Consider the following 15,647-nt stretch of genomic DNA (forward strand, 5'->3'; position numbering starts at 1 on the left):
CAGGGCCATCGCACTTATCCGTCATGAGCCGGCGTAATCCCGAGCATCGCCATCCTGTATCCGTCATCCCAGGAGGCCAATTTGCGTTTCTTGCTGAGGCTGATCTTGCCGAAGGAGGCCGTCGCGGTCTCTGCCTTGAGGAGATTGAGCACGATGCGTTTCAGACGCGAGAGGTTGTCGGCGGCGTGATCCTTGCGCACGGTGGCAGCGTCCTCGCGGAAATTCACGTCGAGCATCCAGTGCACGCGGTTCTCGATGCCCCAGTGCGCGCGCACGGCAGAAGCGAAGGCTTGCGCCGAGAGCATGCGGGAGCTGATGTAGTAGCGGCGTTCCGGCGCCGATTCCTTGTCGCCGACCTTGCGCAGCGATTCAACCATGCCCAGCATGCGGCAGCCGGGCCAGCGTGCGGTGTCCACGTCGCCCGCGTTGGGCGCGACCCAGAACCCTTGCCAGACGAAGCGGCCGTGGGATTGCTCGGTGCACTGGGCATATTGCCCGGCCTGTTCCATTGCTTGACGCTGGGCGAGGCCGAAGCGCTCGTGCAGCAGGCTCTGCAGGCCCGGCTGGTTGCCTTTGACGGCCAGCAGGTAGTCGGCCTTCTTCTCCAGAATCTTCGCGGCGATCTCGCTCTGGCAGCCCATCGCGTCGAGGCTGACCAGGTAGCCCTTGATCAGCAGGGCGTCGAGCAACTCGGGAATGGCGCTGATCTCGTTGCTCTTGCCATCGACTTTCTGCTGCCCCAGCACGAGGCCGCATTCCGTGGCAAATGCGCTGACCATATGGATGGGTCCGTTCTGACCGTCGCCCGAGCCGCGCACGGTCTTGCCATCGACGGCGAGCGTGCCGCTGCCCACCGCCGCCGGGACGATCCCGCCCACCCAGCGTCGGAAGGCGTCTTCGAAGGTGCGTGGATCGAGAATGCGGAACACCCGGTTGAAGGTGTCGTGGGACGGGATGCCGCCCGCGAGTTTCAGAAAGCGCTTGAGCCAAGCCTCCTTGTGCTCGGCCCAAAACGCCATCTCTTCGAAGCTGTTCATGTCGCACAGCACTGCACAGACGGCGATCGCCAGGATCTCCTGCAGGTCATGGCGACACGCATAGCCCGCTCGGCGCGGATCTTCGATTTGGGCAAGGCAACTCATCAAAGGCATCGGCGCCGGCGCTTCCATTCGCATCGTCCAAAGGACGAGAGTAGACGCCTTTTGCGTGAGGTCCACAAGACGTCTGCGCAAGTGCTTGAGCGTGAACGACTTTCAATGGCGACGGATGCAATTTGGATTCACAGGGAGGGCCAATGACAATTAAGTGCAATGGCCCTGCCCACGATCCTAAGCATTACCCATCCAATATTTGCAACGTCTTGCATTTTTTTTGGATTGTCTAACGTGGCGCTTCAGCGGACGGCAAAATGCGCAGCATTTTGACGGTCCGCTGCAAGCACTGGTTATGCATCTTCTTGGTCGCCAGGCTTTAGTTCAAACGGCCGGGCCGCTGCATATGCTTTGAAGACGCTGTCCGCAAACTGGTAGTAGCGTTCTCTCGTTTTTCTCAACACAGAACCATATTTGTCGCTTCCGAGGTGACCCACATATACAGATACAGTGCCTGACTCTATGCCTAGTTCCTTACCTATCTCAGCATAGAGCCCTGTAGTATGGATTTCTTCCTCCGTTCGCTCTGCGAACTTCTTCAGGATCACCTCCCTCGTATACGAGTGGCCGATAGCGGTCTTGTACGTCGTCTCTTGTACCGGAGCAGACCCTTTTAATGCAATTTCGGACAGAGCTTCCTTCGCAAGCCCCTCAGAAATGCAGTCCGTGCCAGTTGCAATCGCACGCAATAACGAGTGCTTTCCAACAAGGTGGACGTAGAAGGGATGGCCACGAGCAATTTTTATGATCCAACTACGAGCAGCTGGATCAAATACGTACTTATTGCCTAAAAGACTTTCGGCTCGATCAAAAATCTCGTTCAACTCGTCGTCGCGCATGGGCTTCACATGAACCGACCCATCCGCCAACTGCCGCGCGACAGATTCGTGTTCGGTCACTAAATCCTGCACCGTCGTAGCCACGCCCACCAACGCGAACGTTACGCCTTCTGGTCCGAGCGTTTTGAGTAGCGATGCGAGGCCGGTGCGGTTCTTTATCCGATCGAACTCATCGATGATGATAAGAAGCCCGTGTTTTGCCACACCGGCCTTGACCACTGCCCTGCATGCGCTTGTAAAGACGGAAACGATGTCCGATTCCATCTCTTGGGCCCTTTCGGTAATGGCATCTGTCTTCTTTCCTCCAAGCTCTATAACCTTGACAGAGAACTTAGACCCGACTTCGCCAGAAACCTTTTTCTCGACCACTTTAAAGGGCACCCAGGGCGCCAATGCCTCCTCGTCAGAGAGAAGGCGAAGCATGAGAATTTCGATGTCTTTGATCGAGTCGTCACATGCCAAGTACACGGGTACGAAATCTAAGGTTTCAAATGGAGGCTGCTTAAGTCTCGCAATAAGGTCCGCATCGTTCGTTGCCAATTTTGCCAGTTGCCGAGCGAGAGAAGATTTTCCTACGCCCCGTTGCCCGTATAGAACAATTTGTGCGCCGTGAGATTGAAGCGCTGTTGAAAGTGCCGTTAGTTCATCGTCACGACCCGCAAATCGATCGATATCTTTCACCTCCTGCGCTGGAGTGAATACGTTGATCGGATTAATGTCAGTCATGAGCCCCTCCAAAAATGATTTTTCGCTGCATAACGTTTGAATTCACCGGCCTGCGCGGCTTTTCGCGCAGGTCCGCTCGACTGAAAGGCTAGGCGGCTGCACGGCGCACCTCGAACTGTCTGTCTATCCGATTGCGCAGCCGAGCAAGCTCCTCCTTGTATGTGCCCTCCGCCTGTTCAAAAGAAAGCTCACGGAAGCTAAGCTCGAGCACGAAGGACTTTTGCATACGGGACGATATCTTCTTCCGGTAACGCTCAAACCTATCAAGCGCGAAGTAGTCGTAGATTGGATCACTACGTCCCAGTACCTTCGGCGCAGATATGCCCTCTACGAGTTCGTGAACTTTATGGCCGATCTTGTTGCGGACATCAATGATTTGTTGAAGGTCAATGCTCTCCTTCTCGGTAATGACATCTTCCTGTACCAAGATAGCGAGCGCCTTTTCCATTGGCCTTTTGGCATTGAGCGGCAGGCGACCGCCCCGTCCGCCGGTAGCGGAGGCCAGCCTGTCGGTCGCTCGAATTGAACCGATAACGAATGTTCGAAGAGACTCCACCTGATGCAACAGCAATACCATTTGGAGCGCGCGGTACTTCAATATGTTCTTTTCGAGAGCCGGCAGTGCGGGGCGCATATTTCTAGCCGCCTAACGTCGGAGTTGACCGGCACGCAGCGGCATTGCGCCGCGAGGCGTACGCTCACCAGCACGCCTCGCGGCGCAATGCCGCTGCGTGTCCGTGTCGAACGACCTGTTAGCCTTCATCGGCGCCTCGGTAGACGCAGTGGGTTTTCAACCCGCCAGTCACCGTGATACGGAAAGTGCTCCAAGTGGAACCTGATGGTTTCAAGAGCGAACTTGCGGAATATCCTGTCGTTCCACAGGGCGGTGATCTTCTTCTTCGGCTCACGGCGAACTTGCCTGGTGCGGTCATAGACCCATCCCTGGTAAGGATCCAATTTCGGACGATCGCGCCCCTCCCAGTGTCCGTGGGGCACCGCTGGGTACGGATCAGCATCAAGGGGCCGGAACTCCCATTTCGCTAAGCCGGTATGCGGCCCAGGATAAAGGTAAAGGAAGTCAGGCTCGTCATCGAAGTCGCCGCCATTCCCGCCACCAGGGCGCAGCGTGGTCCGACCTTGTTCATTTGACCCGGAGGTGATCTCACCTTCCTCCCAGTCGTCTTCCATAGGCCACTCGCTCAAAGCGAGTATGCGTTCGGCCGAAGTCCGTGTGGGATTCTTCGGAGCGCACATGGCACAAAGCGCTAACAGCCTGTCCATGGTCTCTGTCCAGCTCGCCAAACCGGCGAACTGCGAGAGCCTGATGATTTCGAGCAGATCAGCAGCCGCTCGATACGAGAGGTGTTCCATGAAGGCTAACGTAGAGCTAACCGGCGCTGCGCGGCTTTATCGCGCAGCGTCCAGCGACCGAAGGGAGCGAGGTTGAGCGTAGTGTTAGGGAACAGTGGGGGCATTGGTTGCCGTTACTGTGATTTTGTGATGGCGTGCCTTACGCCAGAGATAAATAGCCCAAACAACCACGGCAATTTCGATTGCAAATGACCAATGCAGCAGGAAGTTTAGCCACCACGGTTTATAGAGGGCTGGAACGGTAAAGAAGGCGAATGGCTCGCTGCCCCAAGGCGCAAACCACCAAATGTCACCAACGATGGTGTCCAGAATCATATGGACAAACCCATTCAACGAGAATATTGAAGCGCACGCTGCGTAATTCTTTTTTGATGCGGTGAAAAGCCAAGCTGAGGACGCAGTCAGTAGTACGAGCCAGACAACCGGGTAGTGTGTGAAGTAAGTGTGGTGATGGTGTTGCCGGTGGTCAACGAGGTGGAAATAGAACATGTCTAAGTCGGGAGCCACGGCGCCGATTACACCGGCCAAAATAAACGCCTTCGCCGACACCTCCGTTGGTTCCGCATAGCGAATTAATAGCCTTGAAATTATGTAGCCGGCAGGCAAGTGGCCGATGAGCATGCGTGCCCTAACGTGGAGGTCAGGGGCGCTGCGCGGCTTTATCGCGCAGCGTCCCCTGCACCGAAGTGTTAGAGGTCTTGGCAACCTTTCGCAGAAGCACCAGCGTCCAAGACCGGAATGCAAAGCGTGAGGCGCGAACTTCTGTGTCTCCGGTATTTTCGTACTCGAAGTCAATGTACGGAAACTGTTCTTTGACGCTGAACTTTCTGTCGAAGGTAAAGAACAGTTCGGGAATGTTCTTGATCGGCTTGTACTTTTCGAGGATGCCTGTTCGCTCCCACTCTTGGCCAAGTTGGCAGATCACATTAAGTGCGAGAAGGCCTTGCTCGTAGTTTGAAAGCTTAGATCGAAGTACTTTCGCTAGTGCGATCTTTTCCGTGCTCGTAAGGTCAGCGTTGTCGATGAACGAGTAGGCCGAGTAAAGGTTGCGAAAGTAGTGGGACAGGCGATTTTGATGCCCAGCGAAGACTCTCTTTGGATTTTTGTTTTCTTGCCGCTCACGATGAACTGCATCATGCACTTTCTTAATCAGAGCTTGATCGTAGTTTTTGAGGACATGCAGAGCGAGTAATTGCGGACCAAAGAACGTGTATGTGTAAGCGATGTCAATTCGGTTTGAAACGCTCCAGATTGTGTCGCCTGGGACTGCCTCCCTTGTCAATTTGTAGATTGCGTAGAACTCGCTCAATACAAGGACAAAAGTATCACGGCCAGAAAAGCTATTAATTCGCATTGAAGTAACGATCTCCTCATGCGTGCGCAGCATCTCGGCAAAGACTTGGTAGGTTTTTGAACGGTAGTCAGTGCGGCGAGATGCGCGCCAAGTGAGGAGAACAACAAACAGTGTCAATACACCGACGACCGTTCCCCAGAAGCCACCCACATAATCGCCAAGCAGTCCGTAGTACTCCATTGCGTCTTTCGCTGGCGGGGTGGATGCGTCGGGAATGATCTGATTCCAATGCATGGGTAAGACCTCTAACGTTCGAGTTCAGGGGCGCGCCGCCGATAGGCGGAGCGTCCCCTGCAACGAAGGGTTAGCCACCACGGCCACTCCTTCCATCGAGAATTTCTCCCGGTTTGAATCGCTCGCAGTAAACCTCGATTCCAAGCTTCATTAGAAGTGCGGTTGCGGGCACCGCCACGGCTTTAGCCGCGAAGCCGATGTCTATAAGAGCAGCCGTAATGGCCATTGCATAGTACTTCTTGCTTAGGACGTGTGCCATCCCGTTCGTGTACCACGCTTTGTATATTTCGCTCTGCGGGTCGCACAACGCTTTCCAAATGACTAGTTTCAACGATGCAAAGAAACTGCGACCATGTTCAACCGTCTTTTCTATAGCGGCTGGCGACGGAAGGAAGCGAACTTCCTTCATCGTAAGTTGCTTGCGGGCTGCGCGATCTACGCGATAGACGACCTCGATGACTTCTCTTGGAATCGCAGATGCAATTTGTGCATAGAGTTCATCGTCGGATTTTGTCTTTACAGCTTCAATTGCGGCGGCATCGATTTCGTCAGCGTTCAATGACTCGTGTGCAAGATCGCGTACAGAGGACATATAGCTTTCGAGTTGATACCTGGCCGCAACGCTTTCTATGAAGTGACGACGACGATCAGCATCCTTGATCGCTTTGCCTTCGAGAACCTTGGTAATTAGAGGTTCTGCTTCAGAGACCTTTTGTTGCCGCAGAAGACATACGACAAGTAACGCAGTTGCTTCCAAGTGTACGCGAGTACTTTCCGCTGTCTTCGCCCGCACACCGCGAAACCCAAGCTCTGCTGTATTTAGCTCCCCAGCGTTTAAGGCTGCTTCAAACAGCCAGTTTTTCGAGCGCATGAGGCGTGTTTCGTGGCCTGTCGAACGAAGCAGAGATTGGATATCGGCGGCAAAAACCTTCGCACGTCTGTAGTCCGCAGCGTAAACGGCTGCCCTCAACGCCGGCTCCAGAACAGCTAGCCGATCTTTCTGTACTTGCGTCAGTAGTGGTGGCGTTGGCATCGGTAGTGGTGGCTAACGTCGAAATTGAGCGGCCTGCGCGGATTTTCGCGCAGGTCCGCTCGAATGTAGGGTTGGGCGTCTCATAGGTCTCGGTCTTGTGTGACGTGCCATGCAAAACAGGTGGCTAGTTTGCCAGGGATGCCCTTTGCGTTCCGACGAACCCACTTGGCAATTTCTCGGCCCTCGTACTTCGTTGCGGCCCCGCCCCACGTTGCCACGTAGGCAGTTTTCGTTGGGTCACCGGGGTAGAAGAGAAACGTTTCATCGGAAACGTGCGTATCAACGTAGACAATGAACCAACCGCGATATCGGTACGACTGAAGCACCGCAACCGACGCGATGTTGAGTTGTTTTGCGATGACCGGCGCCAACTCAACTTTGCGTTCCTCGGTTAGCGCTCGATCAACATCGGAACATGGCGCAGCGGATGCGCAGGCGGAGGCCACTACAAGAAGGAAGAAGGCGAGGCGGTTCACTGAGACGCCCAACGTGTTGTAGACAGCAAAGTTGCTGCATAAGTAAGTTACGCGCTGTATAAATTGGCGCGCACGTCACCGGTAGATGCCATTGTAATCGCACTCTTATTGGCTATACTGTACTTATGAACAGTATCCACGACACGACCAAACCCGCCGTGAAGCCTTCTGGGGACCATCCGAGGCCCGCACGGCTTCTCGATCAGGTACGGGAACGTATCCGGTACAAGCACTACAGCATACGAACGGAACAGGCGTATGTCTATTGGGTGCGCCTTTTCGTCCGGCATCAGGGCTTGCGCCATCCGTGCGAGATGGGTGCTGCCGAGGTCGAGAACTTTCTGCGCTGGCTGGTCAGCGAGCGCGCCGTGGCGCCTTCGACACACACTCAGGCGCTTTCCGCACTCCTGTTCTTGTACCGCGAAGTGCTTGGGATGAACTTGCCATGGATGACCGAGATTGGCCGCCCCAAACAGCGCGAGCGCGTTCCGGCGGTGCTGTCGCGCGGCGAAGTGGCCAGATTGCTCGCTGCGATGGACGGCGTGGAGGGCGTGGAGGGCGATCTTGCCCGACTCCTGTACGGAACGGGCATGCGACTCATGGAGGCTCTTCGCTTGCGCGTGAAGGATGTGGGCTTCGAGCGTAACGAGATTACGGTGCGCGAGGGCAAGGGGGAAAGGACCGGCGCGTGATGCTGCCTGCAATGCTTGCGCCTGCGTTGGCCGCACAGTTGGAATATGCGCGAGGAGTGTGGCGGCAGGACCGGGCGGCAGAAATCCCCGGTGTTTCGATGCCCGACGCACTGGCTCGGAAATATCCACGGGCGTCCGAATCATGGCCTTGGTTCTGGGTATGGCCGTCGGACAGGCTTTCACGGGATCCGCAATCCGGAATCGAGCGCCGCCATCATCTATATGAACAGCGGCTCCAGCGAGCGGTGCGTCGGGCGGTGCGTGACTCGCATATCGACAAACCGGTGAGCGTGCACACCCTGCGCCACTCTTTCGCCACCCACTTGCTCGAAGGGGGCTACGACATCCGCACGGTTCAGGAACTCCTGGGCCATGCGGACGTTTCGACAACGATGATCTACACGCATGTGCTCAATCGGGGCGGACAAGGCGTCGTCAGCCCTCTGGACAGACTGTAGCGCAAACGCCTGAGCGTCTGCGCTACCGATCCTGTCAGGCCGCTTGCGGCTTTTCGCTGGCGAGGGCGGCTCCGCCGGCGCGATTCAGCGCGCTGACCATCGCCTTGATCGATGCAGTGACGATGTTCTCGTCGATGCCGACGCCGTAGCAGTCGCCGCCCGCGCCGGGTTTCGCGACTTCGATCAGCGCGTAGGCGCGGGCGTCACCGCATTGGGCGCTGCTGCCGAAGGAGCGTTCCTCGTAGCTCCTGACCTGCAACTCGATGTCGAGGTTGTGGAGCGCGCGCACCGCGGCGTCGATCGGGCCGTTGCCTTCGGCGACGAGCGTCTGCTCCTGGCCATTGACGTCAAGCGTGAGGCGGATGCCCTGGGCGGCGTCGTGCTCGAAGAGGTGGTGCGCGACGTAGCGCACCGACTTGTCGTTGGCGAGGTAGGTTTCGGAGAAGAGGCGCCAGATGTCGGCGGCGATCACTTCGCCCTTGTGGGTGTCGGCGTGCTTCTGCACGACGGCCGCGAACTCGACCTGCAGGCGCCGCGGCAGGACCAGTCCGTATTCGGTTTCGAGCAGGTAGGCGATCCCGCCCTTGCCGGACTGGCTGTTGACCCGGATCACGGAGTCGTAGCTGCGGCCGACGTCGGCCGGGTCGATCGGGAGGTAAGGTACGTTCCACGGACCTGCTTCGCCGCTGAGCGCCTTGTGGGCAGCTGCTGCAAAGCCCTTCTTGATGGCGTCCTGGTGGGAGCCGGAGAAGGCTGTGAACACGAGATCCCCGACGTAGGGGTGGCGCGGGGAGATGGGGAGCTGGGTACAGTGCTCCACTGTTCTGGCGACGGCGTTGATGTCCGAGAAGTCGAGGCCCGGATTGACGCCTTGGGTGTAGAGGTTGAGCGCGAGCGTGACGATGTCGACGTTGCCGGTGCGTTCGCCGTTGCCGAAGAGGCAGCCTTCTACGCGGTCGGCGCCGGCCATGAGGGCGAGCTCGGCTGCGGCGACGGCGGTGCCGCGGTCGTTGTGCGGGTGCACGCTGATGAGGACGCTGTCGCGGCGGGCGACGTTGCGGTGCATCCATTCGATCTGGTCGGCATGGATGTTGGGCGTGGCGACTTCGACCGTCGCGGGGAGGTTGAGGATGACCTTGTTGTCGGGGGTCGCGCCCCAGGCTTCGGTGACGGCGTTGCAGACTTCGAGCGCGAAGTCGAGTTCGGTGGCGGTGAAGGTCTCGGGGCTGTACTGGAGACGGATCTCGGTTTCGGGCTGCTCGGCGGCGAGCTGCTTGATGAGCTTCACTGTGGAGACGGCGAGCTCGACGATCTGCGGCTTGCTCATGCCGAAGACGGTTTCGCGGAAGGTTTCGGAGGTGGCGTTATAGACGTGCACGATGGCGCGCTTGGCGCCGCGGATCGATTCCATGGTGCGACGGATGAGTTCTTCGCGCGCCTGGGTGAGGACTTCGATGGTGACGTCGTCGGGGATGTGATTGCCTTCGATGAGTTCGCGCACGAAGTCGAATTCGATCTGCGAGGCGGACGGGAAGGCGACTTCGATTTCCTTGAAGCCGATGTCACACAGCGTGTGGAAGAGCTGCATCTTCTTCGCGGCATCCATCGGTTCGAAGATCGACTGGTTGCCGTCGCGCAGGTCCGTGCTCATCCAGACGGGATGTTTGTCGATGACGCGGCCGGGCCATTGGCGGTCCGGGAGGTTCACCGGGGGGAAGGGACGGTACTTGCTGGACGGGTCGGTCAACATGGTGGGGTCCGGGGGCGCTGAAGTTATTGTCGATGAGGAGCATGGTACGCAAAAGGGATTGGCAGAGGCTTGCGTTTTTGCAGTGCATCAAGGCTATTTTTGGCAGATTATTGCGCGCTGATCACATTTGCAGATATAACGACAACCACACACCGATAATCTGGCAATCTCATGGAACTCGACCGCTACGACCGCGAGATCCTGCGCGTGCTGCAGCAGGACGGACGCATCAGCAACCAGGATCTGGCCGACCGCATCGGCCTGTCGCCCTCGCCCTGCCTGCGGCGCGTGCGTGCGCTGGAGGAATCCGGCCTGATCGCCGGCTATCGTGCGCAGGTGAATGCGAAGGCGTTGGGCCTCACGCTGATGGCGCTGATCCAGATTTCGATGGACCGCCACACGCAGGAGCGCTTCACGGACTTCGAGGCGGCGGTGCTGGATATCCCGGAAGTGCTGGAATGCCTGCTGATTACCGGGCAGGCATCCGATTACCAGCTGAAGGTCGTGGTGCGCGACATGGACGCCTACCAGGAGCTGCTGCTGAACCGCATCACGCGCATTCCCGGCGTGACGGGCGTGCATTCGAGCTTCGTGCTGCGGCGGGTGGTGGACCGGCAGGCATTGCCGGTGGGGGATGCGTAGGGCGGGTGCGGGTGCTGGGCGAGGATCCGGGCCTGCGAACGGATGCGGGGTTCGGCGGACTAATCCGGCAGGAACCACTTCGGGAGGCTGAATGCTGCGAATCGCCATCGTCGATGACCACCAGATCGTGCGCGCGGGTTTCCGCGAGATGCTCGCGGAAGAGCTGGATCTGGAAATCGCTTTCGAGGCCGCGTCGGGCGAGGATGCGCTCGACGCGCTGCGCGAGACGGGCTGTGACGTCGTGCTGCTGGATCTGGCCCTGCCCGGCCAGAGCGGCGTGGACGTGCTGCGCGCGATCCGCCAGCGCTTCGAGGGCGTGCGCGTGCTGGTGCTGTCGGGCTTCCCCGAGGAACGCTACGCGATGGCGATGATCCGCAATGGGGCCGACGGCTATCTGTGCAAGGACTGCGAACGCGACGAGCTGATCCGCGCGATCCGCACCGTGGCGGAGGGGCGGCGCTACGTGTCGGCGCGCACCGCGGAGCTGCTCGCGGAGGAACTGGCGGGAGGCAGCACGGCGCTGCCGCACGAATCGCTGTCCGACCGCGAGCTGCAGGTGTTCCTGCGGCTCGCGGTCGGGGAGTCGGTGTCGGACATCGCGGATTCGCTCGCGCTGAGCGTGAAGACGGTGAGCACCTACCGCTCCCGCCTGCTGGAGAAGCTGGAGGTGGCGAGCAACGCGGAACTCGCGGCCTACGCGATCCGGCACGGGCTGCTGGTGGAGTGAGGGCGGCAGGACGATGACGCCACACGCCCGCCCGCCGCTGAGAATCCTGCTGATCGAGGATTCGCCGCTCCTCGGCAGCCTGCTCGGGGCGATGCTGGAGGAGCTGGAGGGCGTCGCGGTCGTCGCGATCGCGGCGGACGAGGCGGAGGCGCTGGCGGCGCTGGAGGAGCGGCGCCCGGATCTGGCGATCGTCGACCTGAATCTGCGCGAAGGCAGCGGGCTGGGGGTGTTGCGCGCACTGCGGACCAAACCCGAACGCTACGGCCGGCCGGCGACGGCGGTGTTCACGAACCACGCCCACGCGCATCTGCGCGAGCGCTGCCGCACGCTGGGGGTGGATCGCTTCTTCGACAAGGCGCTGGAGATGGACGCCCTGCTCGACTACGTCGAGGCCGTGCGCCGCGCGGGGACTGAGGCTCACTGAGCCGCGTCGGCGGCCGCTTCTCCCTGCGCGGCGTGCTCGTACGGCAGACTCGCGCGGATGCGCGTGCCCTGGCCGGGGCGGCTGTCGATTGCGAGTTCGCCGGCGAACATCTGCACGCGGTGGCGTATTCCGGCGAGGCCGTGCCGCCCGCGGGCCGCGGCCGCATCGAACCCGGCGCCATCGTCCGCGACCGCAAGCTCGGTGCGCTCGGGCGTGATCTGCAGGGACAATTCGACTCGGCGCGCATGCGCATGGCGGCGCACGTTGGTGAGCGCTTCCTGCGCGATGCGGAAGAGCGCGAGCGACACCTCGGACGGCAGCGGCACGTCACCATCGGGGAGATCGAGGGCGACCTCGACGCCGGCGTTCTTGGCGAATTCCTCGCCCAGCGTGCGCAGCGCGGCGACGAGTCCCAGTTCCTGCAGCAGCGGCGGGCGCAGGTCGTCGATGATGCGGCGCTTGAGCGTGATGCCGCTGTCGAGCGTGCGCAGCAGACGGTCGAAGCGTTCGCGGTGCGGGGCAAGTGCGGCCGGGTCGAGCTTGCGGGCGATCCACGCGACGTCCATGCGCACTGCGGTGAGCAAGGCGCCCAGTTCGTCGTGGAGTTCGCGCGCGAGCCGCGCCTTCTCGGCCTCGCGCGTGTTCGTGAGGTAGCTCGCGAGGTCGGAGAGCTCGGCCGTACGTGCGCGCACCTGCCTTTCGAGGCGGACGTTTTCCTGGGCGAGCAGTCGCGCGATCTGTTCGCGCAGGCGCACCTGCGCACGCAGCACGAGGAACAGGATCAGCAGCAGGGCGAGCGCAGCGCCCGACAGCGTCGCGACCACCCAGCGCGTGCGGTCGACGTGGGCGATGGATTCGTCGAAGGACTGCTGGCCCTGTGCGCGCGTGCGGCGCTTGATCTCGCCCAGCGTCTTGCGGATCTCGTCCATGTAGCGCCGCCCGTCCGCGGAGGCCGAGCGGTCGATGAGCTGGCCGCGCTCGACTTCGTCGGAGAGGATGCGCATGCGCAGCGTGATGAGCCCCGTGAGCTGCGCGAGGATCTGCTTGTTCTCCGGCCCCTTGCCGAGGTCCAGGTGGATGTCGTCCAGGGTGTAGCTGACGGTCGCGAGGCTGTTGAGATACGGCTCGAGATAGGCGCGGTTGCGCGTGAGCAGGTAGCCGCGCACGCCGTTTTCGGCTTCGACGAGCTGGATCATCAGGCTGTCGACACGCCCGGTGCGCTCGGCGTGCAGTTGCAGGTTTCCGAGCGCCCGCAGGCTGGTGCCGGCCTGCCAGAAACTCGAGCCGAAGAGCGACAGCACCAGCGCGCAGCCCAGGGCCAGCAGGCTGTGGCGTCCGAAGCGCGCGATGCGCTCGGCGCGCATGTACGCGCGAAAGGACGCACCAAAGGACGCTCGAAGGGACGCCTGTAAGGGCGTGATCAGTTTCATGGCGAATCTCCACGGCGGGCCGCGTGCGCCCCGCGTCTTGCAGGAATCGTCCTACACGCGATTCCGCCTCGTCCGACAGACCCTCCCCGGCGCGATCCCTAACATGGATCTTGCTCGCAGCGAGCCCCGCATATGGCGCGAAGCAGCACTGCCCGGCGGGGCCGCGAACGAACAATAGCCCCACAACTGCAGGAGAAGATCGATGAAAAACATTCTTACCACGCTCGCCCTGACCGCCGTGACTGCCCTGCCCCTCGCAGCGACCGCTGCCGATCCGGCCCAGCCCGCGAGTCCGGCGCAGCGCGCGACGCCGGCAGTACCCGCGACGCCGATGCAGTCCGGCACGCCGGCCGAGCGTGCAACACCCGCCCAACCCGCAACGCCGGCCGAACCCGCGAAGACCCCGCCCAAGGGCGTGCCGCCCGAGGCAGGCCGCACCGAACTGCCGCCGATGTTCAAGGAACTCGACCAGGACAAGGACGGGCAGATCTCGAAGGACGAGAGCAAGCGCTCCGCCGAGGCTCAGGCGAACTTCGATTCGATGGACAGCGACCACAACGGAAAGATCTCGCTGGTCGAGTGGAACGCGGCCGACAAGGCGAAACAGCGCTCGAAACAGTAAGCGCGGCCGGGTGAATCACCCGCACGACCGCGGCCCACTGCAAGGAGACCTTCCATGATCCGACAACTGAGAACCTGCCTCGTCTGCCTGCCGCTGATGCTGGCGCCCCTGGCGCTCCACGCGCAGGAAACCAGCCCCGATGCGCTCGTGAAGGGCGTGACGGAGGACGTGCTGACCGTGCTGCGCGAAGACAAGGCGCTACAGGGCGGCGACCAGCGCAAGGCAATGACGCTGATCGAAGAGAAGATCGGCCCCCACTTCGACTTCCCGCGCATGACCAGCCTGGCGGTCGGCCAGGGGTGGCGCCAGGCGGCGCCCGAGCAGCGCGAGGCGCTGACCCGCGAGTTCCGCACGCTGCTGGTGCGCACCTACGCGAACGCGCTGACCTCGTACAAGAACCAGACGGTCAGCTACAAGCCGGCAGCCCCCGGGCGTGAGGACGGCGGGGCGATGGTACGCACGCAGATCAACCAGCCGGGCGGCCAGCCGATTGCAGTGGATTACCGGCTGGCGAAGAACTCGGGTGCGTGGAAGGTGTTCGACGTGAGCATCGACAACGTGAGCCTGGTGACGAACTACCGCGGCAGCTTCGCGACCGAGATGTCGAAAGGCGGCCCGGACGCATTGATCCGCACGCTGCAGGAAAAGAACCGCGGCGCGGCCCCGAAACCCGCCAAGGGCGGCAACGCGTGATCCACACTGAAGAGGAGGACTCATCATGAAACGCATCATCACCCGAACGACCGTGCTCGTCGCGGTACTGACCGCGCTGACGGCCTGCAGCGGTTCGCCGACCCGTGAAAGCACCGGCGAATACCTCGACGACAGCATGATCACGACCAAGGTCAAGGCGGCCTTCGTCGACGACAAGGCGGTCAATGCCCTGGACATCAAGGTCGTGACCTTCAAGGGCGCCGTGCAGCTTTCGGGCTTCGCGAACAACCCGCAGGAAGTCGACCGGGCCGTGCAGCTCGCCCGCAACGTGAAGGGCGTGACGTCGGTGAAGAACGACATCCGCCTGAAGTGAAACCGGACACACAGGAGAACACCATGAGCACCAGGAAGACTTCCCGCAAGCTTGCCCGCCCGTTGCTGATCGCGGCCCTGATGGCGCCGCTGATGCTCACGGCCTGCGGCAAGAAGGAAAGCGGGACCTCGATGCCGTCCGGTTCGGCGGCGCAGCCTGCGTCGCCACCGATCAGCTCGCCGCCGCCGGCAACGCCGGAAACACAGGCGCCGCCGCCCGCTTCGACGCCACCGGCAGGCAATTCGACCTCAACGCCACCGGCCGCCCCTGCGACGGGCAGCGAACCGGCGAAGTAAGCGCGGCACATCCGGCCCCGCCGCCCGAGGCGGCGGGCCGGCCTTCCGCAAGGAGGAGATCATGAAAAGCCAAAGCCTGAAATCGATACTCGTCATCGTGGCCACTGCCTTCAGCCTGTCGGCCTGCTCGACGACCGGCGGCACGGTCCTCGGCGCTGCCGTCGGCGCGGGGGTCGGCCACGCCGTGACCGGCTCGACTGCCGGCGCAGTCGGCGGTGCGGCCGTCGGCGGCATCATCGGCCACGAAATCAGCCACTGATACCGACATCCCTGTCATCCGAAGCCCCCGGCCACCCGCCGGGGGCTTTGTCGTTTCTGCGCGCACTCTTCTGCCAGCACTCGATACTTCAAGTATCGACAGAAAGGACCCCCGCTCCAATTCAGTCCGACCGCAT

Annotated in this window: 17 protein-coding genes and 1 pseudogene; 9 read left to right on the plus strand and 9 right to left on the minus strand. The window is 61.0% G+C overall.

Annotation, left to right across the window (positions count from 1 at the left end; all coding sequences use genetic code 11):
* Positions 1 to 14: 14 nt before the first annotated feature.
* The 7 genes from F464_RS0125560 to F464_RS0125585 all read right to left on the minus strand — a co-directional run bounded on the left by F464_RS0125560 (position 15) and on the right by F464_RS0125585 (position 6,546).
* Positions 15 to 1,142 (minus strand): ISAs1 family transposase, encoded by a 1,128-nt coding sequence (locus F464_RS0125560; protein ID WP_026296036.1) that lies wholly within the window; start codon positions 1,140 to 1,142, stop codon positions 15 to 17.
* Positions 1,143 to 1,444: 302 nt separating this feature from the next.
* Positions 1,445 to 2,716, minus strand: coding sequence for an AAA family ATPase (locus tag F464_RS0125565; protein WP_084600605.1), 1,272 nt, complete (start codon positions 2,714 to 2,716; stop codon positions 1,445 to 1,447).
* Between the two features lie 88 nt (positions 2,717 to 2,804).
* On the minus strand, positions 2,805 to 3,350 hold the full coding sequence (locus tag F464_RS29605; protein ID WP_018992713.1) for a hypothetical protein: 546 nt from the start codon (positions 3,348 to 3,350) through the stop codon (positions 2,805 to 2,807).
* Between the two features lie 125 nt (positions 3,351 to 3,475).
* Positions 3,476 to 4,087, minus strand: a complete 612-nt coding sequence (locus F464_RS0125575) for a hypothetical protein (protein ID WP_018992714.1) — start codon at positions 4,085 to 4,087, stop codon at positions 3,476 to 3,478.
* A gap of 84 nt (positions 4,088 to 4,171) precedes the next feature.
* Positions 4,172 to 4,708, minus strand: a complete 537-nt coding sequence (locus F464_RS30675; RefSeq protein ID WP_084600606.1) for a metal-dependent hydrolase — start codon at positions 4,706 to 4,708, stop codon at positions 4,172 to 4,174.
* Between the two features lie 19 nt (positions 4,709 to 4,727).
* Entirely contained in the window at positions 4,728 to 5,675 is a 948-nt protein-coding gene (locus F464_RS0125580) for a putative phage abortive infection protein (RefSeq protein WP_084600607.1), read from the minus strand.
* Between the two features lie 70 nt (positions 5,676 to 5,745).
* Positions 5,746 to 6,546: a hypothetical protein gene (locus F464_RS0125585; RefSeq protein WP_157354193.1), complete on the minus strand. Its 801-nt coding sequence runs from the start codon at positions 6,544 to 6,546 to the stop codon at positions 5,746 to 5,748.
* 763 nt (positions 6,547 to 7,309) lie between these two features.
* On the opposite strand from F464_RS0125585, the pseudogene F464_RS31810 reads away from it, so the two are divergent.
* Positions 7,310 to 8,334, plus strand: a pseudogene (locus F464_RS31810) (integron integrase).
* Positions 8,335 to 8,368: 34 nt separating this feature from the next.
* Here the strand turns inward: F464_RS31810 and leuA are convergent.
* Positions 8,369 to 10,084 carry a 2-isopropylmalate synthase gene (gene leuA, locus F464_RS0125595; protein ID WP_018992719.1) on the minus strand — a complete coding sequence of 572 codons (1,716 nt, stop codon included), beginning with the start codon at positions 10,082 to 10,084 and terminating at the stop codon, positions 8,369 to 8,371.
* A 171-nt stretch (positions 10,085 to 10,255) separates the two neighbouring features.
* Between leuA and F464_RS0125600 the strand changes: the two genes are divergently transcribed.
* From F464_RS0125600 to F464_RS0125610, 3 genes are all read left to right on the plus strand, one after another.
* Entirely contained in the window at positions 10,256 to 10,726 is a 471-nt protein-coding gene (locus F464_RS0125600) for an Lrp/AsnC family transcriptional regulator (RefSeq protein ID WP_018992720.1), read from the plus strand.
* A gap of 91 nt (positions 10,727 to 10,817) precedes the next feature.
* Positions 10,818 to 11,453 carry a response regulator gene (locus F464_RS0125605; protein WP_018992721.1) on the plus strand — a complete coding sequence of 212 codons (636 nt, stop codon included), beginning with the start codon at positions 10,818 to 10,820 and terminating at the stop codon, positions 11,451 to 11,453.
* A 13-nt stretch (positions 11,454 to 11,466) separates the two neighbouring features.
* Positions 11,467 to 11,877, plus strand: coding sequence for a response regulator (locus F464_RS0125610; RefSeq protein WP_018992722.1), 411 nt, complete (start codon positions 11,467 to 11,469; stop codon positions 11,875 to 11,877).
* On the opposite strand, the gene F464_RS0125615 is transcribed toward F464_RS0125610, so the two are convergent.
* Positions 11,871 to 13,307 carry a CHASE3 domain-containing protein gene (locus F464_RS0125615; RefSeq protein ID WP_018992723.1) on the minus strand — a complete coding sequence of 479 codons (1,437 nt, stop codon included), beginning with the start codon at positions 13,305 to 13,307 and terminating at the stop codon, positions 11,871 to 11,873. The two genes, F464_RS0125610 and F464_RS0125615, sit on opposite strands and share 7 nt — an antisense overlap.
* 202 nt (positions 13,308 to 13,509) lie before the next feature.
* Between F464_RS0125615 and F464_RS30125 the strand changes: the two genes are divergently transcribed.
* From F464_RS30125 to F464_RS0125640, 5 genes are all read left to right on the plus strand, one after another.
* Positions 13,510 to 13,929 (plus strand): EF-hand domain-containing protein, encoded by a 420-nt coding sequence (locus tag F464_RS30125; RefSeq protein ID WP_018992724.1) that lies wholly within the window; start codon positions 13,510 to 13,512, stop codon positions 13,927 to 13,929.
* A 54-nt stretch (positions 13,930 to 13,983) separates the two neighbouring features.
* On the plus strand, positions 13,984 to 14,622 hold the full coding sequence (locus F464_RS0125625; protein ID WP_018992725.1) for an MlaC/ttg2D family ABC transporter substrate-binding protein: 639 nt from the start codon (positions 13,984 to 13,986) through the stop codon (positions 14,620 to 14,622).
* Positions 14,623 to 14,647: 25 nt separating this feature from the next.
* Positions 14,648 to 14,956, plus strand: a complete 309-nt coding sequence (locus tag F464_RS0125630) for a BON domain-containing protein (RefSeq protein ID WP_018992726.1) — start codon at positions 14,648 to 14,650, stop codon at positions 14,954 to 14,956.
* A 23-nt stretch (positions 14,957 to 14,979) separates the two neighbouring features.
* A complete protein-coding gene (locus F464_RS0125635) occupies positions 14,980 to 15,252 on the plus strand; it encodes a hypothetical protein (RefSeq protein ID WP_018992727.1) in 273 nt (90 codons plus the stop codon).
* 61 nt (positions 15,253 to 15,313) lie between these two features.
* Positions 15,314 to 15,511 (plus strand): glycine zipper 2TM domain-containing protein, encoded by a 198-nt coding sequence (locus F464_RS0125640; RefSeq protein ID WP_018992728.1) that lies wholly within the window; start codon positions 15,314 to 15,316, stop codon positions 15,509 to 15,511.
* Positions 15,512 to 15,647: the final 136 nt, after the last annotated feature.

The sequence above is a fragment of the Aromatoleum toluclasticum ATCC 700605 genome, from assembly GCF_000378245.1.
Classification (GTDB): domain Bacteria; phylum Pseudomonadota; class Gammaproteobacteria; order Burkholderiales; family Rhodocyclaceae; genus Aromatoleum; species Aromatoleum toluclasticum.